Origin of the sequence: Paenarthrobacter sp. YAF11_1 (assembly GCF_052113445.1) — a bacterium.
Lineage (GTDB): Bacteria > Actinomycetota > Actinomycetes > Actinomycetales > Micrococcaceae > Arthrobacter.
The window spans coordinates 320,802-341,878 of the sequence record NZ_JBFRDF010000001.1 but is presented as its reverse complement, the minus strand read 5'-3'; the positions used below and the strand labels follow the sequence as shown (position 1 = coordinate 341,878).

The 21,077-nt window shown below is 61.4% G+C and carries 14 protein-coding genes; 9 read left to right on the top strand and 5 right to left on the bottom strand.

Going from position 1 to position 21,077, the window contains the following annotated elements; translation table 11 throughout:
- Positions 1-167: 167 nt before the first annotated feature.
- The 3 genes from hpf to secA are packed head-to-tail and all read left to right on the top strand — an operon-like array spanning position 168 to position 4,999.
- Positions 168-896 carry a ribosome hibernation-promoting factor, HPF/YfiA family gene (gene hpf, locus AB4Y77_RS01660; RefSeq protein WP_311212737.1) on the top strand — a complete coding sequence of 243 codons (729 nt, stop codon included), beginning with the start codon at positions 168-170 and terminating at the stop codon, positions 894-896.
- 29 nt (positions 897-925) lie between these two features.
- The gene (locus AB4Y77_RS01655; protein WP_442012788.1) at positions 926-2,215 is read left to right on the top strand and encodes a winged helix-turn-helix domain-containing protein; all 1,290 of its coding nucleotides are present in this window, start codon (positions 926-928) and stop codon (positions 2,213-2,215) included.
- A 42-nt stretch (positions 2,216-2,257) separates the two neighbouring features.
- Positions 2,258-4,999 carry a preprotein translocase subunit SecA gene (gene secA, locus AB4Y77_RS01650; protein WP_442012787.1) on the top strand — a complete coding sequence of 914 codons (2,742 nt, stop codon included), beginning with the start codon at positions 2,258-2,260 and terminating at the stop codon, positions 4,997-4,999.
- Between the two features lie 134 nt (positions 5,000-5,133).
- Here secA and AB4Y77_RS01645 read toward each other — a convergent pair whose 3' ends face one another.
- A complete protein-coding gene (locus AB4Y77_RS01645) occupies positions 5,134-5,556 on the bottom strand; it encodes an Rv3235 family protein (protein ID WP_311212734.1) in 423 nt (140 codons plus the stop codon).
- A gap of 146 nt (positions 5,557-5,702) precedes the next feature.
- The gene (locus tag AB4Y77_RS01640) at positions 5,703-6,473 is read right to left on the bottom strand and encodes a LysM peptidoglycan-binding domain-containing protein (RefSeq protein WP_442012786.1); all 771 of its coding nucleotides are present in this window, start codon (positions 6,471-6,473) and stop codon (positions 5,703-5,705) included.
- A 149-nt stretch (positions 6,474-6,622) separates the two neighbouring features.
- Between AB4Y77_RS01640 and AB4Y77_RS01635 the strand changes: the two genes are divergently transcribed.
- The gene (locus AB4Y77_RS01635) at positions 6,623-7,189 is read left to right on the top strand and encodes a hypothetical protein (RefSeq protein WP_442012785.1); all 567 of its coding nucleotides are present in this window, start codon (positions 6,623-6,625) and stop codon (positions 7,187-7,189) included.
- A 17-nt stretch (positions 7,190-7,206) separates the two neighbouring features.
- Here the strand turns inward: AB4Y77_RS01635 and AB4Y77_RS01630 are convergent, their stop codons facing one another.
- Complete coding sequence (locus AB4Y77_RS01630; RefSeq protein WP_311212731.1) at positions 7,207-7,428, bottom strand: helix-turn-helix domain-containing protein; 222 nt, start codon at positions 7,426-7,428, stop codon at positions 7,207-7,209.
- A gap of 155 nt (positions 7,429-7,583) precedes the next feature.
- Between AB4Y77_RS01630 and AB4Y77_RS01625 the strand changes: the two genes are divergently transcribed.
- From AB4Y77_RS01625 to AB4Y77_RS01610, 4 genes are read left to right on the top strand one after another with little or no spacing between them, the layout of a single operon-like run.
- Positions 7,584-8,228, top strand: a complete 645-nt coding sequence (locus AB4Y77_RS01625) for an SAF domain-containing protein (protein ID WP_442012784.1) — start codon at positions 7,584-7,586, stop codon at positions 8,226-8,228.
- Positions 8,225-9,535 carry an AAA family ATPase gene (locus tag AB4Y77_RS01620; protein ID WP_311212729.1) on the top strand — a complete coding sequence of 437 codons (1,311 nt, stop codon included), beginning with the start codon at positions 8,225-8,227 and terminating at the stop codon, positions 9,533-9,535. Before AB4Y77_RS01625 ends, AB4Y77_RS01620 begins: the two co-directional genes overlap by 4 nt.
- A gap of 57 nt (positions 9,536-9,592) precedes the next feature.
- The gene (locus tag AB4Y77_RS01615) at positions 9,593-14,449 is read left to right on the top strand and encodes an NAD-glutamate dehydrogenase (RefSeq protein ID WP_442012783.1); all 4,857 of its coding nucleotides are present in this window, start codon (positions 9,593-9,595) and stop codon (positions 14,447-14,449) included.
- A 31-nt stretch (positions 14,450-14,480) separates the two neighbouring features.
- Entirely contained in the window at positions 14,481-15,902 is a 1,422-nt protein-coding gene (locus AB4Y77_RS01610; protein WP_442012782.1) for a sensor histidine kinase, read from the top strand.
- Positions 15,903-15,908: 6 nt separating this feature from the next.
- Here AB4Y77_RS01610 and AB4Y77_RS01605 read toward each other — a convergent pair whose 3' ends face one another.
- Positions 15,909-16,157: a WhiB family transcriptional regulator gene (locus tag AB4Y77_RS01605; RefSeq protein ID WP_003804966.1), complete on the bottom strand. Its 249-nt coding sequence runs from the start codon at positions 16,155-16,157 to the stop codon at positions 15,909-15,911.
- A 239-nt stretch (positions 16,158-16,396) separates the two neighbouring features.
- Here AB4Y77_RS01605 and AB4Y77_RS01600 point away from each other — a divergent pair, with 239 nt between their 5' ends.
- Positions 16,397-16,897: a hypothetical protein gene (locus AB4Y77_RS01600; RefSeq protein ID WP_311212726.1), complete on the top strand. Its 501-nt coding sequence runs from the start codon at positions 16,397-16,399 to the stop codon at positions 16,895-16,897.
- Here the strand turns inward: AB4Y77_RS01600 and AB4Y77_RS01595 are convergent.
- A complete protein-coding gene (locus tag AB4Y77_RS01595) occupies positions 16,894-21,009 on the bottom strand; it encodes an FtsK/SpoIIIE domain-containing protein (protein WP_311212725.1) in 4,116 nt (1,371 codons plus the stop codon). The two genes, AB4Y77_RS01600 and AB4Y77_RS01595, sit on opposite strands and share 4 nt — an antisense overlap.
- Between the last annotated feature and the right edge of the window lie 68 nt (positions 21,010-21,077).

Genomic DNA, 21,077 nt, shown 5'->3' with positions numbered 1-21,077 from the left:
AATAAGTGACTAAAGGATGAATAACGCGTGGCGATGAACTAACGTCGGTTGTGGGTACCAAGAACAGATGTACCTGTCGATAGCGGCTCGGAAAGGGGCTCGACTGTCCGTCAGACAAGCCCCTAACAGCGTCGTTGTCGTGTCACCTGAGTTATTTGGAGGGCACCATGGAGTTCATGATCAGCGGACGAAATCTCACAGTTTCTGACCGCTTTCGCGAATACGCCGGCGAGAAAATCTCAAAGATTGAATCGCTGGGGGACAAGGTCCAGCGAGTCGACGCCAAAGTTTCCAAGGAAACCAACCCGCGGCAGACGCCGGGCCAGCTCACCGTAGAAGTGACAGTCCTGGGCCGCGGCCCCGTCATCCGTGCCGAGGCCACAGCCGCTGACAAATTCGCTGCCTTCGATCTCGCGTACAACAAGCTTCTTGAGAGGCTTCGCCGTGCGAAGGACCGGAAAAAGGTGCACCACGGACGCCACACGCCGAAAGCCGTGCGGGAGGCCACAGCAACACTTGAGCCAGCCAGCGCGAGCGAACCGCTCTACGTCGAGGCGAGCAACCACCAAGAACCCGTTCCGACGGCCGACGAGCGTTCGCCTTACGAGATTGAGAACGACATTCCGGCAGGCGATTCACCCGTCCTGATCCGACGGAAAGTCTTCCCCGCAGCCTCCCTGACACTGGATGACGCTGTGGACAATATGGAACTCGTTGGCCACAACTTCTACCTCTTCCTGGACAAGGAAACCAATGCACCGTCGGTTGTCTACCGGCGCAGTGGGTGGACTTACGGTGTGATCACCCTCGACTCCACCTGCGAACCCGGCGAGGAAGCCGTGGAAGAGAAGATCCACGCCTACCGTTCCGATGATCAGGCGTCCACGGCCAAGTAGGGCCATATTTCCTGAATGAAGGGACTTCCGTGACCGTTTCGCTGAGCCTGGCACAGGCACGGCGGATCGCGTTGGCAGCTCAAGGATTGGCGAAGGTCCGGCCCGCCGGCCCCGTGACAGCACGGGCGGTGGGCCGGACCTTTGCCCAAATCCAGCTTGTCCAGATCGATTCCGTGAACGTCGTGGCACGAAGCCACTACCTTCCGTTTTTCTCCCGGCTGGGTGACTACGACCCCCGTATCCTCCACGTCATGGCCGGGCGGAAACCCCGCAGGATGATGGAGTATTGGGCACACGAAGCAAGCTTTATCCGCCCTGAGCACTTTCACGACCTCTTGGTCTGGCAAAAGCGAGCGTGGGTGGGCGCCCATAACCTTGAACCCCTTGTCCGTCAGGATATGGAAGGCCGCATTCTCGCTGCTCTCACTGCCGGACGCCCCATGACGGCCTCGGAACTGACGGCCGAACTCGGACACGACGAAGAAGCTGACCGTGGGAACTGGGGCTGGAATTGGAATATCGTCAAGCGGGTCTTGGAACACCTGTTTGAGCAGGGCCGGATTTCTGCCGCCTCACGGACACAGCAATTCGAACGCAAGTACACCTTGACCTCGAGGGTTGTTCCCGACATGCCACAGCCCGGGGGCACTTCCGAAGAATCGCTCGACCGCCTGATGGATGCGGCCGCCCAAGCCCATGGCATCGGCACTGTCCGCTGCTTTTCCGACTACTTCCGTACGCCCCTGAAGGCTGGAGCTGACTCGGTCCAACGATTGGTGCGCGCAGGGCGCCTTCACCCAGTCTCAGTGCGTGGTTGGGACAGGGAAACCTACAAGCATTCCAGTGCCAGGATTCCGCGCAGCGCGGCCGGCCGTGCACTGTTGAGCCCCTTCGACTCGCTGGTCTTTGAGCGACGGCGTCTTGAGGAACTGTTCGGCTTTCACTATCGAATTGAGATCTACACCCCCGCGGCGAAGCGCCAGTTCGGCTACTACGTTCTGCCGTTCCTCCTCAGGGACGGGGTCGTCGCAAGAGTTGACCTGAAAGCCGACCGCGCGACCGGCCAGCTCCTGGTGCGCTCAGCGTTTGCCGAGGTGGGCGCTCCGGCGGATACCGCCGTCGAACTTGCTGCCGAGCTGGAACTCATGGCCGCCTGGCTCAGGCTGCAGGACATAGTGGTGTGGCCCGTGGGTGACCTCGCCGCAGCTCTCGCCGACGCTGTGGCGGACCGCGCTGATGGCCGGGGCGGACTGCTGCAATCGGACAGTCCGCTCAGAGGGGAACGCGGCAACGTGGCGCTGGTCTCTCCCGTAGACTGAAACAGCCAGAATTCGGCAGCATGAGACTGGGAGCAATTTCACGTGGCATCACTAATCGAAAAACTTCTCCGCACGGGTGACAAAAAGACACTCAAGCAATTGCGGAACTATGCCGATTCCATCAATGCCCTGGAAGACTCCTTCAAGTCCTTCACGGACGCCGAACTCCGCGAGGAGACGGACCACCTCCGGTCCCGTCACCAGGACGGCGAGACCCTGGAAGCCCTCCTGCCGGAAGCATTCGCCGCTGTGCGTGAGGCCTCTTCCCGCACCTTGGGCATGCGCCACTTCGATGTCCAGCTGATGGGCGGTGCCGCACTTCACCTGGGCAACATCGCAGAAATGAAAACCGGTGAAGGCAAGACCCTCGTAGCTACCGCCCCCGCGTATCTGAACGCGCTGGCGGGCAAGGGCGTCCACGTCGTCACGGTCAACGACTACCTCGCCGAATACCAGTCCGAACTCATGGGCCGCGTTTACAGGTTCCTGGGACTTACCAGCGGCTGCATCCTGTCCAACCAGGACCCTGCCGTCCGCCGGCAGCAGTACGCCGCGGACATCACCTACGGAACCAACAACGAGTTTGGCTTCGACTACCTGCGTGACAACATGGCCTGGGATTCCAGCGAGCTGGTTCAGCGCGGCCACAATTTCGCGATCGTGGATGAGGTCGACTCCATCCTGATCGATGAGGCCCGTACTCCGCTCATTATTTCCGGACCTGCCCAGGGCGACACCAACCGCTGGTACAGCGAATTCGCGAAAGTCGTACTCCGCTTGCAGCCCGAAGTCGACTACGAGGTCGATGAAAAGAAACGCACCGTAGGCGTACTCGAAGCCGGTATCGAAAAGGTGGAGGACTACCTCGGAATCCAAAACCTCTACGAATCAGCCAACACGCCCTTGATCGGCTTCCTCAACAACGCCATCAAGGCCAAGGAACTGTTCAAGCGGGATAAGGATTACGTCATCCTCGACGGCGAGGTCCTGATTGTTGACGAGCACACTGGCCGTATCCTGGCCGGACGCCGCTACAACGAAGGCATGCACCAGGCCATCGAAGCCAAGGAAAATGTCGAAATCAAGGCGGAGAACCAGACTCTCGCCACCGTGACCCTGCAGAACTACTTCCGCATGTACTCGAAGCTTGCCGGCATGACCGGCACGGCTGAGACTGAGGCCGCGGAATTCATGAGCACCTACAAGCTCGGTGTCGTTCCCATCCCCACCAACCGCGACATGCAGCGCATTGACCAGTCGGACCTTGTCTATAAGAACGAAGTCGTGAAATTCGACGCCGTCGTACAGGACATCGCCGAAAGGCACGAGAACGGCCAGCCTGTGCTGGTCGGCACCACCAGCGTCGAGAAGAGCGAGTACCTCTCCAAGCTGCTGGCAACGGAAGGTATCCGACACGAAGTACTGAACGCCAAGAACCACGCGCGTGAAGCGTCCATCGTCGCGCAGGCCGGACGAAAAGGTGCCGTCACTGTTGCCACCAACATGGCCGGTCGCGGTACTGACATCATGCTTGGCGGCAACGCGGAATTTACCGCTATTGCAGAGCTGGCAAAGCGTGGGCTCGATCCCGAGGAGAACTCGGAAGAGTACGAGGCCGCTTGGCCCGAAGCGCTTTCTGCAGCCAAGCAGGCGGTCAAGGATGAACACGAAGAGGTCCTGGACCTTGGCGGACTCTACGTCCTGGGAACCGAGCGCCACGAGTCCCGCCGGATCGACAACCAGCTGCGTGGCCGTTCAGGCCGACAGGGTGACCCCGGTGAGTCGCGCTTCTATCTGTCGCTGACGGACGACCTCATGAGGCTGTTCAACTCAGGTGCGGCCGAACGCCTCATGAACAGCTCGGTCCCCGATGATGTTGCCCTTGAATCCAAGCTCGTCTCCCGCGCCATCGCATCGGCCCAGGGCCAGGTGGAAGGACGTAACGCCGAACAGCGTAAAAACGTTCTTAAGTACGACGACGTCCTCAACCGGCAGCGCGAAGCGATCTATGGCGACCGCCGTCGAATCCTTGAAGGCGACGACCTCCACGAGAAGGTCCAGTTCTTCCTTGAAGACACCATCAACGCCCTCATCGAGGCCGCCACTGCTGAGGGAACGGGTGACGATTGGGACTTCAACCAGCTCTGGGCCAACCTGAAGACGTTGTACCCGGCAACCGTTACTGCCGACGAAATCATTGAGGAAGCGGGCGGAAGGGCACGTGTCACTGCGGAGTTCCTGAAAGAGGAGATCCTCTCGGATGCCCGGCTGGTGTACCAGGCCCGCGAAGAGGCCATTGGCTCTGAGAGCATGCGCGAGCTTGAGCGCCGTGTTGTGCTTTCGGTCCTGGGTCGCAAGTGGCAGGAACATCTTTACGAGATGGATTACCTCAAGGAGGGTATTGGTCTCCGGGCGATGGCCCAGCGCGATCCCCTGGTGGAATACCAGCGCGAAGGTTTCGTGATGTTCCAGAGCATGATGGAAGCCATCCGTGAAGAGAGCATCGGGTTCCTCTACAACCTGGAGGTGGAGGTAACACCTGCCGAAGACGTTGTCGTGGCCGACGATACTGCAGCTGGGGCGCACACCGAACATCATGAGCCCCAGATCCGGGCAGCGGGGTTGGAGGCCCCGGAGAAGCCGGCCCAGTTGCAGTACACGGCCCCAGGCGAAGATGGCGCCACCCAAACACGCATCGAGGGCCGGGCATCCGGTCGGTCCGGCAATCCAGCCAAGGCAGCTGGCCAGGATCAGCGGAAACCGGCTAAAAAGAAGCGTCGCTGACCCGATACCGTACGGCGGCCAGCAGCGTTTCGATGGCTGTTCCGATGACGGATAACGCTCACTCCAAAGGGTGGGCTCCGGACTCAATGTCCGGAGCCCACCCTTTTTGTTGCCCGCAGATGGATTCGCCAGTTCTAGCCGATCTCCAGGGCCGTGACGCGCCACACGCCGTCCAAGCGTTCCAACCTCATGGCTACAGCGCGGCACCTGAGTTCCTCGGCAACTACAATGCTCGCCTCGCAAATATCTTCGGAGATGGAGCAGGTCCGAACGGAGCGGACCATGGGGCTGCGGTGGGGCTGCAGATTTCCCCGTTGCCTGGCGGCGTGCTTGCGGGTGAGGGCCGCCCTGTGCTGGAGGGAGGTATAGCAGTCAGGGTCCAAGGAACGGGAAAGCTGGCTTAGGGCGCGTGTCCCGGCCAGGACTTCCAAAGCTGCCTGCGCGATACTGCGCGCAACCAGCCGAACGTCGATATCCGAACCGCTCGACCCGTAGCCGGAAAATGTTCGTTGGGTGCTTTGTCGGCCCGCGGGCCGGCTTGCGGTCGCAACGGTCATGGTCATACCTCAGGTATTCACTACATGAACAAGAGTGTGGGGACGCTCTGTTCTGGTGGCTTCTTCTGGGATGACGCTGAACTTGGTTTGATACACCGAATACGGCCCCTGAGCGGGCCATGGGGTGGGTCGGACGACCCGGGCTGTCAGCCAGGTACGGGCGGCCGCAGGATCTGACCCGGAGTCAACACTGAAGGGTCGCCGCCGATGATGGTGAGGTTTGCGGCATACCACTTAGGCCACATGAGGGCGACCTCCACGTCCGTTGCATAGGGACCCAGCCGGGACGCTGCCAGCGACCATAAGGAGTCTCCTGCCTTCACGACGACGCCGGCTTCGTCAGGAGAGATCTGTTGCCTGGACGAAGGGCGGCTTAGAAGCCCGGGATCGGTTGCAGGGGTTTTGGGCTTCCAGCGTGGATCACCCGCGACTGCCGGGCTTCCGGCCACGGACCTCTGTGATGAAAGTGCCGGTCCCGCAACGGGTTCCGGCGTCCACGCCGGGTGGGGAGAGGTTCCCACACCCGCGGGTGCCGGTCCCCAACCAGGATCGGGTGAAGGCGATGCTTGCGCCATGGTGATACCCAGGAGATTAAGGCTCACCACCGCTGCAGCAATCCGCAGCATGAAAGCAGGGCTGAACTTGGCAAGGGCGTTCGCCCCCCCCCTCTTCCGTCCACTCGCATGCAACAGCGATGCGAAAACGGCGAGCAGCAAGGAAAGGGCCCACCAGGCTACCAGCGCTACGCCGGCACCGTTCGCTGCAAATCCGAGGAGGTCCTCAAAAGAGAAGTTCTGATGGCGATGATCTGCTGACCGCCATTGGTCCAAGAGCGTGCCGCCCACATAGACGAGCAGCAGCCCAAGCCCCAGGATTGTCGCAGCGAGGCAGGCGTCGCTGCGTACCGTTCTTGCCATTCAAAGCCCCCAAGCTTCGTTTGATGCATTTTGATGCATTTTGACATCGTTAGGCCTATTGTGGGCACGTCCCGGGCTTTCTGTCCAATTTGGGTGCCAGGGTCACGGATGATTCGCCGTGCCTCCATGTTGCAGCCTAGTCTGATTACATGAGATGGGACTCTCTCTTTGAGGACTTGGAAGCACAATTTTCTGCCGGACGTGCCCTGGAGGCGGAATCGGAGATCACCGAGCGGGCCAGAGTTGAGCTTGCGGGGATCGAACTGGGTGATCGGCTCCGTGGTGCAGCTGGCTCCATGATCAAGCTCTTCCTCGCTGACGGCAACATCATTCATGGAGCGCTGGGCCGTGTGGGCGGCGAATGGTTGGTGTTGTCCGAGGGCTCGCGGCAATGGCTGGTTCCCTTCGCGGCCGTGCTCACATTCCAAGGTCTGGGGAGGCTGGCCCTTAAACCTGTGTCGACGGTTCGGCAATTGCCAGGGATCGCCTCAGCCCTGAGAGCATTGGCCCGGGACAGGTCCGCAGTGGTAGTTCATTTGAACACACGGACCGGAGATGGCGCCAAGGTCAACGGTGTTATCGACAGGGTCGGCCGGGACCACTTCGACGTGGCTGTTGTCCGTGACGGTGAAGTACGGCGGGCAGGCAACGTGGCATCAGTCGTGACCGTCCCGTTCAGTGCTGTTTCAGCCCTCTGCTCGGCAGTCGGCGAGTAGCCCCTCTGCTGTAGTCCCTAGGGCTGGTTCGCCTTGGTTTTGGCTTCCTGAATCATCCGGCTCGTTTCTGCGTAGCGCTCTTGGATGTACTGCTCAAGCATCGTCTCCTCGATGCGCCATTGTCCACGCCCTCCAACCTGGATCGCTTTCAACTCGCCGCTTCGCACCAAGGCGTAGGCCTGTGGTGAGTTGATTTGGAGTTGTTCGGCGACATCCGCCAGAGTCAGGAATCGGGGCATGTCACCATTTTGCCACTGTTGGCCCCTTTTGATGCGTTTATCCACAGTTTCGGCTCTTTTGAGGTCGATGGCTTTCGTCCTTCGGGAGGGGGCCGGTAAGAATGAGGAGGCGGGTCCGTCGACCATGCCTTTAGATCATCGGGGGTATCAGGAACATGGGTCAAGTGGCAGCGGTCGCTGCAGCAAGATTGAAGAAGCCATCGTGGAAGGACCCGCGGCTCCTCATCGGGATACTGCTGGTACTCGTATCCATTGCGGGCGTCATCGCTTTGGTTGGTACGGCTGACAGGACTACGCAGGTCTACACTGCGCGCGAAGACATCGCAGTTGGCCAGGTGATCGCCGTCGCTGATCTTTCGATTGTCAATGTGCGCCTGGATGATGTCGAGTCCGGGTACGTCACTGTGGAGGGTGGTCTGGCGGAGGGGCGGGTAGCCCTGCAGCGGGTGGCCAAGGACCAACTCGTTCCAAAGGAAAGCCTGGGAAAAGCTGATGCCCTGAACAGGAAGCCAGTGGCCATCTCCATGGAAGGAGAACTTCCCGCCCAGGCGGTCGGTGGTGCGCGGGTGGACGTATGGGTTGCCTTGCCTGGTTCGAGCACCGCCTTTGATGAGCCGCAACTGCTTTTGCCTGGTGCAGAAATCGCCCAGGTGGTGTCAGGCTCGGCTGGCTTGGGGGCATCGAAGACCACTCAAGTGTTGGTGCTGGTGACGGATGAGCAGATGCCCAAGCTATTGGGTGCCCAAGCAAATGGGGCCAGTATCTCCGTCGTGTGGAATCCGGCGGGCCTCAACCCATGAGCATCCCGGTGATTACTGTGGGCCCTGCCCAGGAGGCCGTCGTGGGCGGTCTTGAGGGCCTGCACGGTCCGGTGACGGTGGTTCGCCGTTGTTCAGAGCTTGCTGAGCTGATGGCTGCCTGCCAAAGCGGCCTTGCGATGGCGGCCGTCGTGGCCGAGGGCTGCGAGGAATTGACCACTACCTTGGTGGATCGGCTTGGCGCTGTTGGAGTTTCGATCGTTGCACTGACCGATGATCCGGCCGAAGTGCGGCGGCTGCACTCCATTGGAGTCGTTGTCGCGGCTTCCGGGATAGAACCAACACAACTCGCCGCAAAAATATCCGAGGCTGTGGGTCGTGAGCACGCGCGCGGACGCTTGGGCGCGGGACAGGACGCAGGTTTCGCTGATGCGGGAGGCGGGGCGCTTTTGATGTCTGCTCCCGAAACGGGGGAGGACCCAGCGGCGGGTTCAGGTCTGGTCTTTGCTGTATGGGGGCCCATAGGGTCACCCGGCAGGACCCTGCTTGCGGTCAACATCGCTGCCGAATTGGCAGCAGAGGGTAAGTCCGTCATCCTCGTGGATGCTGACAGCTATGGTGCCAGCGTGTCAGCTGTACTCGGGTTGTTGGACGAAGCCGCAGGACTGGCCCAGGTCTGCAGGCTTGCGGACCAGGGGATGCTCGACCCCAGTGCTTTGAAGGCCGCGGCGATCCCCGTCTTCACCAAAGGGGGATCATTTCGGGTGCTCACTGGGACTACGCGGGCGGATCGATGGACGGAATTGAGGGCGGCTGCGCTGTCGCAGGTCCTTGAGCGATCCAAAGAAATGTCGGATGTCGTGGTGGTCGATGCCGGATTCTGCCTCGAATCAGATGAGGAACTAAGCTTCGACACCATGGCCCCACGGCGGAACGCAGCAACTCTCAGGAGTTTGGAAATGGCCGACGTTGTCTTCGCTGTGGGAGCAGCCGACGCAATCGGGGTACCGCGGCTGGTCCGGGGCCTGGCCGACCTTCAAGCAGTCGTTCCACAAGCATCCCTCCGCGTGGTGCTGAACAAGGTGAAGAAGGCGGCCGTGGGCCACGCGCCCCAGCAGCAATTGGCGGAAGCGTGGGACCGGTATGGCCCAGGCCTGCGGATCGATGCCTACCTCCCGGCAGATCCCGTGGCCTGCGACGCCGCCTTGCTCTCGGGCTCCGTCCTGCTTGAAAGCGCGCCCGAATCCGCCCTTCGAATTGCCATCGCCGGATTGGTCTGTGCGCCTGACCAGCAAAAAGCAAAATCCTTTGGTCGAAACACCAGAGCCGCCCGCTTGCTTAAGCGCTAGGCTCAAAATGTGGGCTGCAGAGTCGCAGCAATCAACATGTGATGGAGGCGTTTGTAGATGTCGTCAGGATCCAGCGTGGAGGATCGGTCCGATGCAACAGTTGTCCGTGAAGGGTTCTTCGGTGACTACTATGAACACCTGGCAGAGGAGGATGCCCGTGCGTATTCGCCTGAGCTGTTGATCTCGCGGGCTACGAATCACAAAAAAGTCGCGCAGTCCCGTATGCCGGGAAACGCCGTCGTCGACATCGCCATTGAGGCGGACCGAAGCGTCGTGTACATCGTCACGGACGATATGCCGTTCCTCGTTGACTCAGTCAATGCAGAACTCGTTCGCCAGAACTGTGCCATCAGGCTTGTCATGCATCCTTTGTTCGTGATCACCCGCGACCGTGTCTCCGGGGAGCTCCGGAACATCTCCCGGGTTCCTTCCAACGTAGGGATCTCCAGCGGCGACACCGCCGCACTTCCAAGCGTGGCCCACCTCCTGGGTGACGGTGACAACTCATCGCACATGGAGTCGTGGATTGCGGTGGAGATTGACCGTGTCAACGACGACGCCCGTGCAGAACTGATCGAAGGACTGCACCGTGTCCTCGGCGATGTCAAGGCAGCAGTCGAAGACTGGCCCAAGATGCGCAGCAAAGCACTCGAACTCGCAGAAGCCCTTGCCGGCATTTCGCACCCCGAGCAGATCGCCGAACTCCGGCAGGCTCAGGACCTCCTGCGCTGGCTGGACAACGGCAACTTCACCTTCCTCGGCTACCGCGAGTACGACCTCGTAGACCAGGACGGCGAGGACGTCCTTCAACTGCGCGAAGACAGCGGTCTCGGTCTTCTGCGGGCAGGGGACACCACGCGTCAGGTTCAGCACCTCACGGACGCCGGACGGAAGCGCGCCCGGGAAAAACGGGCCCTGGTGATCACCAAAGCCAATTCCAGATCTACAGTCCACCGGCCCGCCTACCTCGACTACATCGGCGTCAAGAGCTTCGACGCCCAAGGCAACGTCAATGGGGAACGGCGATTCATCGGGCTTTTCGCAACAAGTGCCTACACCGGTTCTGTGCGCAACATCCCGATTGTCCGCGACAAGGTGGACGCCGTCCTGCGGAACGCTGGGTTCCCGATTGACTCCCACTCCGGCAAGGATCTCCTGGGTATCCTCGAGACATACCCGCGCGACGAACTGTTCCAGATCGAGATTCCCGACCTTGCTGCTACTGCTACCGGGATCCAGAGGCTGCAGGAACGTCGCCGTACCAAGTTGTTCCTCCGGCCCGACATTTACGGCCGTTTCATGTCGGCAGTGGTGTACCTTCCCCGCGATCGTTACACCACCAGCGTTCGCCTTCGGATCGAACAGGAGCTCCGGGAAACGTTCCAGGCCGAGAGCATCGACTACGAGGCCCGGATCACAGAGTCCGCCTTGGCGCGTGTCTTCTTCAGGATCCGGCTCCCGCGCACGGCTGAGCTTGCAGAAGTCAATGTTGCGGAGCTTGAACACCGGCTGATGAGGGCGTCCCGCTCCTGGAGCGAAGGAGTGGCCGAGGTCCTCCGCGAGCACCGCCCGGCAGAAAGCGCCGATGTCCTGTCAGCCCTGTGGGCGGAGGCCTTCCCCGCAGGCTACCGGGTGGACTATGAGGTGGAAGACGCCCTGGAGGACATCGAACGCTTCGAGAAGTATGGGGCCCAGGCCGAGAGGGCCGGCGAAGCAACAAGGCAGGTCAAACCTGGGGTTCACGTGTACCTTCCAGAAGGTGCCGGCGAAGCCCTGGAGGAGGATGCCCGCGTCAAGCTCTACCTCATGGAGCCCAAGAGCCTGAGCCAGATCCTCCCTTACTTCCACAATCTCGGTCTTGAGGTCCTGGACGAACGTCCCTTCGAAATCGAAACCTCCGATCACCGCGACTTCTTCCTTTACGACCTCGGGTTGAAGTACCCCGCCGGCGTGGACCCCCTCGCCACCGGGGAGCTTCTGAGCGATTCCTTCGGAGCGGCTGTCACAGGATCCGTTGAGTCGGATAACTTTGACCGGCTCGTGCTGCGTGAAGGCATGCACTGGCGCCAAGTAGTGGTCCTCCGGGCCTACGCCAAATACATGCGGCAAATGGGCAACACTAATTCGTTCGGTTTCATCGCTGACACTCTTCTGGGCAACCCCGACGTTGCCCGTGGACTCAACGCCCTCTTCTCTGCGCGCTTCGACCCCACTGTGCCGGAGGATCTTCGGCCGGAACGCCAGTCTGCAGCACGGGCAGCCCTCGCCGAATCCATTGAGCAAGTGGCTACGTTGGACGCTGACCGCGTACTGCGTACTTTCGTGAACCTGATTGAGTCCACCCTGCGGACCAACTACTTCCAAAACAAGGAATACCTCAGCTTCAAGCTGGATCCAACGTCGATCGACGGATTGCCCTTCCCCCGCCCTGTGTACGAGATCTGGGTCTATTCACCCAGGGTTGAAGGTGTGCACCTGCGCTTCGGGAAGGTAGCCCGCGGCGGTCTCCGCTGGTCAGACCGCCGGGAAGACTTCCGCACGGAAATCCTTGGCTTGGTGAAGGCCCAGACAGTCAAGAACGCCGTGATCGTTCCTACGGGTGCCAAGGGTGGGTTCTTCGCAAAGAAGCTGCCCAACCCGGCAGTTGACCGGGCCGCATGGATGGCCGAAGGAATTGAGAGCTACAAGACTTTCATCCGGGGCCTGCTGGACATCACCGACAACCTCGTGACGTCAGCGGACGGCGAAAGGCTGGTCCCGCCGTCGGACGTTGTTCGCCACGACGGTGACGATTCCTACCTGGTGGTGGCGGCCGACAAGGGAACCGCCACCTTCTCCGACACCGCCAACGGGCTCGCGGCCGAGTATGGATTCTGGCTGGGCGATGCCTTCGCCTCCGGCGGATCCGTGGGTTACGACCACAAGGCCATGGGCATTACGGCACGCGGGGCGTGGGAATCAGTCAAGAGGCACTTCAGTGAACTTGATCTGGATACCCAGACCGAAGAGTTCACGGTAGTTGGCGTCGGCGACATGTCCGGCGACGTCTTCGGCAACGGGATGCTGCTGTCCCGGCACATCCGTCTGCTGGCCGCATTCGACCACCGCCATATCTTCCTTGATCCCACACCCGATGCCGCGGCATCCTTCGCGGAACGGCAGCGGCTGTTTGAGCTGCCCCGATCTTCCTGGGATGACTATGACCGGTCCCTCATCAGTGAAGGCGGAGGCGTCTTTGCGCGCCAGGCGAAGACCATCCCCGTCTCGGACCAGGTCCGAAAGGCGTTGGGCCTGCCCGAGGGCACCACGCAGCTCAGCCCGCCGGAGCTTCTTCGCGCGATTTTGCTGGCTCCGGCGGATCTCCTCTACAACGGCGGCATCGGCACCTACGTCAAGGCCAGTACGGAGACCCACGCGGCAGTTGGCGATAAAGCCAACGACGCCATTCGTGTGGACGGACGCGACCTGCGCGTCAAGGTTGTGGGCGAAGGCGGAAACCTCGGTTTGACGCAGCGGGGGCGCATCGAAGCCGCACTGCAAGGAGTCATCCTCAATACGGATGCGATCGACAACTCGGCCGGGGTGGACTGCTCCGACCATGAAGTGAACATCAAGATCTTCGTGGATCGAATGGTGGCCGCCGGCAAGCTTGAGGCTGAAGAACGGGCCGCTTTTCTGGCAGATATGACCGATGAGGTGGGACGACTCGTCCTTCAGGACAACATCGACCAGAACATCCTGCTCCTGAATGATCGGACGCGGGTTGCGGAATGGAGTCCAAGCTACGAGCGGTTGATGGACTGGTTGGAGAAGTCCGCCGATCTCAAGCGTGATCTCGAAGCTTTGCCCACCACGGAGACACTTCGTGCAAGGTTGGAGCAGGGCCAAGGCCTGACGTCCCCGGAACTGGCAGTTCTGGCGGCCTACGCCAAGATCGAACTCGGCGCCGCACTGCGCGAGAGCAACCTTGCCGACGACCCCTGGTTTGCGGACACCATCCGCAACTACTTCCCGAAGCAATTGCGCGAGAAGTTCGACGCCGAACTGGACACACACCCGTTGCGCCGCGAAATCATCGCAACCGTCGTAGCCAACGACATCATCAACCTGGGTGGCATCACGTTCGCGTTCCGGGCCATCGAAGAAACATCGGCAAACGAGGTAGCGGTTGCCAAGGCATTTGTGGCGCTGCGCGAAATTTACGACCTCGATCCCATGGTGGAGGAGTTGAACGCGCTCCCGGCGTCCTTCCCGACAGAACACTGGAGTGAGGTCCACCTGGACATCCGCCGGCTGCTCGACAGGGCTGTGCGATGGGTCCTGGGGCAAGGGATGGCGTCCCAGCCGATTTCCACAGTGGTGGAATCGTTCAAGCCAATGTTGGCCCCCTTGCGGGCCAAGCTGCTGGACTACCTCCGGGGCGAGGACAAGACCCGCATCTCAGGCTGGCTTGAGAAGGCACGTGGCTGGGAATTGCCGGAACACCTTGCCCATAGGTGGGCGGAGCTGTTCGAGAGTTACGCGCTGTTGGATATCGCGCGGATTGCCGAGACCGGCGGTGGCAGCGTCGAAGACGTTGCCCACGTCTATTACACCGTGTTCAACCGCTTCCACGTCGATTCGCTGCTGGAACGGATCAGTTCCCTGCCGCGTGATGATCGCTGGCAGGCGTTGGCCAGGGCCGCCCTTCGGGATGATCTGTACTCAACGGTCGCGGATATGACGACGTCGGTCCTGGAGTCGACGGAGTCCGGCACCTCAGCTGAAGATCGCCTGAGGGCGTGGGAAGGGCAGAATGCCGAGCAACTGGGCCGGGCCAAGACCATGTTTGACGAGGTCAACGCGCTCGAAGCCGACGACATGGCTTCACTGTCGGTAGCATTAAGGCTCTTGAGGTCAATCGTTCGACGCTAGGGGCAATCCCGGCGTCGCAAATGGAGGTGCAGTGGCAATCTTTACAGACCCCATCAGGGAACACGCTGATTTCGGGCCTGGAGATGCCGAATGGCTGCACCTCCTCGTCGGTGACTGGCAGATGGTCGCCGACTTGGCATTCGCGGACCTCGCACTGTGGTTTCCGCACCCGGAGTTTGGTTACATTGCCCTCGCCCACGTCCGTCCGTCGACATCACATACGGTGTTTCATGCGGACTTCGTGGGGGAGGGCATCCGTTCCGATCTTCGCCCGCTGGTTGATAAGGCATGGAACAGCCGCTCGATCGAACGATCCAGCGAAACGAGCTGGAGCAGCGAGATGGCGTTGCGTGTCGAAGCGGTTCCCATGGTGCGCAACGGCAGGACACTGGCCGTAGTAACGTCCCACATGGATCTGTCCAGCTCGCGCATGCCCTCGAGGTTGGAGCTGACGTATCGTCAATGCGCCTATGACCTCCTGCGCATGGGAACTCTGGGACTGTGGCCCGACTTCGCTTCGCCCACTGGATCACGTCGTGGGGCCCCACGTGTCGGGGACGGGCTTATCAGGCTGGACGCCGAAGGAATAGTTCAGTACGCGAGTCCCAATGGCGTCTCAGCCTTCAGGCGACTCGGCGAAGTTGAGTCATTGGAGGGCCGGTCCTTGGCGGAGGTGACTGCCGGGCTCCTCAAAGACCGCCGGATGGTGGATGAGACGCTGCCATTGGTTGTCACCGGACGAATGCCTTGGCGCAGTGAGATTGAGTCCCGGGGCGTCAGCCTTTCCCTTCGGGCTATTCCCTTGCGCGACGAGCAACACCGTTTCGGTGCCCTCGTTTTGTGCCGCGATGTCTCGGAACTGCGGCGCAGGGAAATGGAATTGGTTACCAAAGACGCCACTATCCGGGAGATCCATCACCGGGTGAAAAACAATCTTCAAACTGTGGCGGCACTGCTGCGAATGCAATCGCGCCGTATGGTCAGTGACGAAGCGAAGCAGGGCCTGGAACAGGCCATGCGGCGGGTGGCCACCATCGCACTCGTCCATGAAACGCTTTCCCAGGGGCTGACGCAGAGTGTTGATTTTGACGAGTTGATTGGACGGCAGTTCCGGCTGTCTGCAGAGGTGGCGTCGCCGTCCCAGCAGGTACGAACGGAACGTTCAGGGCTGTTCGGCGAGTTGCCCAGCGATTTTGCCACTCCCTTGGCCCTGGTCATCAACGAGTTGGTCACCAACGCTGTTGAGCATGGTCTTGAAGGGCGCACGGGTACGGTATGGCTCTTGGCTGATCGGGCAGACGGAGACGGGAATGACGAATTTCTGACCGTGACCATTGCCGATGACGGCGTTGGCTTGCCGGACGGTCAATACACCGAAGGTCTGGGCTTGCAGATCGTCCGCACGCTGGTTACGAGCGGCCGCGGACCATCGGTCCGCGGCCTTCCTTATTGATGAGGTCTAGGAAGCGCGGCGTGCGCGGGCAGCGCGACGCTTGAGCGCCCGACGCTCGTCTTCACTCATACCGCCCCAGACGCCGGCGTCTTGTCCGGACTCCAGGGCCCACTGCAGGCAGGTGTCCACTACGGGGCAGCGGCGGCAGACGCTCTTGGCTTCCTCGATTTGCAGAAGTGCTGGTCCGGTGTTGCCGACTGGGAAGAAGAGCTCCGGGTCCTTGTCGAGGCAGGCTGCGCGATTACGCCAATCCATGCTGATCAGTCACTCCATTCGTGAGAACTAGATAGGGCCTTTTGTGAAAACATTCACGAGAGGCTCCAAAGGAAAGGGGCCCGCATGGGCCCCCTTGGTCGTCTGAGTCAAGCGTTTCATGTTAACGCCTTGTAAACAAGGGGTGTTAGTGGTCGAAATGCCCGGAATCCGTGAGCGATGCATCACATCAGCCGCCAGTGCCCTCACTGCTAGATGACTATGTCCGGTAGTGTGCCAGTGTGTCAAGACCTCCCGTAAACCCTGCCCAACCCGCCTCCGGATCGGAGCCAGGAGAAGATTCCGGCGCGCAGGCGCACCAGGAAACCGGCGATCCAGGAGGCAGCCACCGGCCCCGTGGGGTCGCGGTGATATCGGCTGTTGTCCTGTTGGAAGCACTCGCTCTCATGGGCGCCGCAGCCTGGTACGCATACGAATTACTCACTGGGGCCCCTGTGCTGACCTTCTGGGGCGCCGTGTTTACGCTGGGGCTGCTCCTTGCCTTCTCGGTGTGGTTGTTCGCAGTGGGGCATTATCTGTTCCGTGGATACCGGTGGACCCGGGCGGCTGCGTTGGTGGCCCAGTTGTTCGTGCTCACCATCGGTTTTCCCACTTTGACCGGCGGGCTGGTTTTGGCCGGGCTGGCAATGATCATCCCGGCCGTTGCGGCGATCGTGTTCCTCTTCCACAAGGACGTCATTGCCTACGCATCGCGTACAGGTGGTACCTCCGGAGTCCTTTAGCCCGCTTCCGTTGGGGAATCATGGGCGGCAGTGGGCGGGGAGCCCGTTGTGAGCACTGCTTGAAATGGCCGCACGTCTCCTGCCTCCACCACATACCCGCGCCCTGGGCGCGCTGGGCGCTCTGTTTCCAGTCGAACTCCCAAGAGATCGCCATCGTGAGGCGATTCCGGCGCCAGGACCAAACCCATCCGGAATGTTTGTACTTCCCGGGCAAGCGGCAGTTGTTGGATCAATGCGGGCCCTGGAGTGGCTGTCATCACGATGCCCCGGACTTTTCCAGCCAAGGCAGCGAGGGCTTGCCGCCCTGCGGCGCCGAGGGCGTCCGCGTCGTCCACCAACAGGACGCTCTCCGGGTCCAGCTTGCCCGCTTCTTGTGCGGCTGAGGCCCAGAATGAGTCTTGGGATGTTCCGCGTGCCGGAACAACCCAAGCAACCGAAGGGTTCAGGCGACGCAGTGATGCCAAGGCCGTGCTCTTCCCTGATCGATGGCTGCCGAGGATGATGCTGACACCGTTCGACCGGAGAGGCAGGGAAACAGGTGTCGCTTCGTCCCCTCCAACGCCGATCCACAGAGCGTACCCCGGTTCCTGCCCGGCAGGCATCACGTGGGCGGTGGACGCAGCGAGCCCATCATGAAATGCCTGTTCCTCCAGGCGATCAGGAAGAGGCCGCAGGCTGAAGGGTGGATTCTCTTGGGGGAGAAGGGCGAACGGCCAGCGCCCCTCATCGGGGGCCTCACGAAACTGCGTGACCACTGCTTCTCCGTTGACGAAGTTGCCCGTGGCGACGGCGCGCCCTGGGAATGGCTCCACCTCCGGAAGGCGGGGCCAATGAAACCGGGCTTCCTCCGTGGAGCCTGACGGAAAATAGGCCCGGTTTTGTATCCCTCCAAAGAAACGCGAACTGACCAATTCCCGCTCGCCACAAATTATCACCGTGATGCCCAGAGGGCGGCCGTCCCGCACAATGTCCTGCACGAGGCTCTCTGCCCAGGCTGAAGTCCCGGCCCGGAATGCAGTTGCCCATGAGCACCACCCTGAGATGATCAAAGCCAGGGGCTTGGCGGCCCTCCCCGCGTCGTTGCCGGTGCGTCTACGGCCCATTTCCTCGGCAAGACGCTTTAACACACGTGCCGCAAGCGTTAATTGGTGAAGGCCGACGAACGCACCCACCCTTTGATGGCCACGGAGGTCGCCCAGTATTCCGGCCGCATCCAGGACAAAGGGGTGAGGCTGGGGCCCTTGCATGGCCAGCATGGCTGAGACGGCCCTGAAGCAGGCGTGCATACCGCTCGACGCGCTTCCGATCATGGCCAGATGTCCGTGCTCGGCCGGCAACCACTGCAAGGGCTCCACGATTTGCCGTGTGGGCCTGTCAACCAACGCCAGCGGCCCGACACACCAAGGCGCTGCTTCAGTGGTTGCGGGGACGTAAGAGGCATCCGCCAGGGAAAGTCCCCCACTCCACGGAATCGCAGACGGCAGGGGCTCCGCTATGGGGTGCCGGGGGAGGGAACTCCCTTGGCGGTGCCATGCGTCCTGGACAGTAGAAACAAGCCGGCGGACACCGGCATCCGGGAGGGCCTCCTGCAGACCTGCCAAGGGGTGGGACAGTGAGCCTTGATGCTGCGAACCGCCGTTGAGCACCTGAATGGCGGCTTGGACGAACTGTGGAGGGCCGTCGTCAGGGCCATCGGAGGCTCTGGCGTCGGGGGAAACCGCAAGGGACGCGGCCTGGAATTCTTCCGGGTTGCTTGAGGGCCGGACCAGGTAGGCCCTTCCCGGAGTGTCAGCCCGTATGGAGGCAGCTACTTTGGAATTGATGATGTCCACGGACTCTGCTTCAGATTGCACTCTCAGAGCGATACTTGAGGCAACGTTTGCCCGGATGTCGGCGGTTAATGCTCCTTGAGGCCTTTGGGTCGCCATCACAAGATGGATACCCAAGGAACGGCCGATGGTGGCGATCCGCATGAGCTCGCGAAGGGCTTCGGGAGCCTCGTCAATCAGCATGCGGAACTCGTCGATGACCAAAACCAAATGCGGAACGGCTGGGTACGTGCTCGACGCAGCAAGGCGGTACTGGTTCAGGTCTGCGACGTCAGCTGCAGCGAACAACTCCTCGCGGTATCTGATCTCCCCCCGGAGCGACGCAAGAGCGCGATCCAGATGGTGCCCACCAAGATCGGTCAAGAGGCCAACACAGTGGGGCAGGCCGGCGAGCGGTCGCAATCCCGAGCCGCCTTTGAAATCAATAAAGAGGAAGGTTGTGTGCTCGGGGGAGTACGTCAGCGCCACGGAAGCGACGAGGGTCCTCAGGAGCTCCGACTTTCCAGAGCCCGTGGTACCTGCCACCAGAAGGTGTGGACCGTCTCGCTTAAAGTCAAAGGTCTCAGGGCCCTGACGGCCCTGGCCCAACACTGCCCTAAGTCCAGGCAAGCGTGCAGCGTCATCCCAGCGGCGAAGAACCCTCCTGGTCCCGAAAGGAAGAATGGCAGCCAGAGTGCATTGCTCAGGAACGGGCTGCCGTGTGCCGGCACGTTCGTGGTGCGCCAGCGAAGCCATGGAGCGGCAGAACGCATCGAAAACGCTGACCGGGACAAGGTCTGGAACGAAGTCCAGGCGCTCGCCGGCCACGTCCAGTGTTCCTGATGTCCCTGACCGCGAAAGCTCGATGAGGGGTCCGGGCTGTCCAGCAGGTGGGCCGCAATGGATCACCTGCCACCCGTTCCGGTGCGCGGCGCCCAGGAGCAACGACAACGCGCCCTTGTCTCCGCCTGCCGGTTCATCGATGATGAGCAGCCTTCCAAGGGCGCTGCCGCTGAGCCGGTGCATGGCTGCCAGGGCCACCTCATGCTTCGTCGTCAGAGTTACCTTCGAGAGGAACCTGGCACTGAGAGGCAACCTTCCGACACTCCCAACGACAACGACGGGTGTCTCCGCAGCACGGGGATAGCCGGTCATCTGCATCACCATGAAGCGGAGCAGGGAATCAACATGGTCGGGAGGTCCGGCAAGTGCCACCGTGGGAAGATCCGGGTCCAAAGTCACTGCCGCTGCACCGATGCTTGGAGCGCTGAACGTTGGATCTTCAGGTGTCAATCGGATGTTCGCCAGCGCGTTTGCTGTACCCAACCGGATCCAGCTGCCGGAATCTTCACGGAAGGTTTCTCCCGGGGAGCCAGCAGGCGATCGGGACTGACCTCGTGCTGCGTCCTGAGCCTGCATAGTGGCCCTGCCGATGGCAGCCACCACCAGCTCCGCAGCGGAAGGAGAGCTGCGTTGCCGGCGGACGAGGTCATCGTGTGCGGCGCGAGCCACAGCCAATCCACATTCCCGGCGGCTCTTCCGTCCTGTCATGAAGGGGATCAGGAGACTGATCGCGGAGATGGCAGTGAATCCCAGATACATCCACATCCCCGTGGCAACGGCAAGTCCAATGCCGGCGATCAACGGCAGCCCGGCAGCCAGGATGATCGCCGTACGGTTTCCTTGCCGTCCGGCATGCGCCACCTCAATCGGCTCCTCGACGGAGCGGCCGGCATCGTTGGAAATTTCCGGGAGTGGTCCTCTCTCCGTGGAGACGGAGAACACGCTGTTGCCGCACAGAATTGTCGATTCCGACGTCACGGACGTGCGCCGGGATGGCCGCCCATCCACGAGTACCCGGTTGACGGGTGCGACGCTGCTCAGGGTCAGTGCCGTGCTGGAAACATCCAGCACGGCGTGCTCCCTGGACATCCCTGGATCCGGCACGGAAACCTCCGCGGCACCGCGGCCTATCCGGAAGCGGCCGCGATGAATATGGAAGACGGCACCGGCATAGGGACCCGAATGAGTGAGCAGCATGAGAGGCAGGGACGCTGGCTCGGAGAAATGGTGCGGTGCATGACCATCGACGATTATTGCGCCGGACACCAAGGGTGGCCGGCCAACCGTCAGGGCGGCTATGTCTTTTCCATCCACTGCCAGTGGGCCAGTCCCGCGCTCCTCCCCAAGAATCGACTGAAGGTAGGCTCCGGACGTACCCGCAGGGACCCTGATGGTCAATTCCTCCGGAGCCGAAAACTCCGCGGCCGCCGGGCCCCTCACCAACGTGCATTCCAAAGTCATGGCTTCCGTCTTCCTGTGTTCAGTAACGCCCCTGCCGGACAGTGGTGGGCGTTGCACCTGACGCTAGA

Coding starts and splice junctions, on each gene's coding strand:
- AB4Y77_RS01605 (WP_003804966.1), bottom strand. CDS start 16,157: ATGGATTGGCGTAATCGCGCAGCCTGCCTCGACAAGGACCCGGAGCTC.
- AB4Y77_RS01645 (WP_311212734.1), bottom strand. CDS start 5,556: ATGACCGTTGCGACCGCAAGCCGGCCCGCGGGCCGACAAAGCACCCAA.
- hpf (WP_311212737.1), top strand. CDS start 168: ATGGAGTTCATGATCAGCGGACGAAATCTCACAGTTTCTGACCGCTTT.
- AB4Y77_RS01635 (WP_442012785.1), top strand. CDS start 6,623: ATGAGATGGGACTCTCTCTTTGAGGACTTGGAAGCACAATTTTCTGCC.
- AB4Y77_RS01630 (WP_311212731.1), bottom strand. CDS start 7,428: ATGCCCCGATTCCTGACTCTGGCGGATGTCGCCGAACAACTCCAAATC.
- AB4Y77_RS01625 (WP_442012784.1), top strand. CDS start 7,584: ATGGGTCAAGTGGCAGCGGTCGCTGCAGCAAGATTGAAGAAGCCATCG.
- AB4Y77_RS01595 (WP_311212725.1), bottom strand. CDS start 21,009: ATGACTTTGGAATGCACGTTGGTGAGGGGCCCGGCGGCCGCGGAGTTT.
- AB4Y77_RS01640 (WP_442012786.1), bottom strand. CDS start 6,473: ATGGCAAGAACGGTACGCAGCGACGCCTGCCTCGCTGCGACAATCCTG.
- AB4Y77_RS01615 (WP_442012783.1), top strand. CDS start 9,593: ATGTCGTCAGGATCCAGCGTGGAGGATCGGTCCGATGCAACAGTTGTC.
- AB4Y77_RS01620 (WP_311212729.1), top strand. CDS start 8,225: ATGAGCATCCCGGTGATTACTGTGGGCCCTGCCCAGGAGGCCGTCGTG.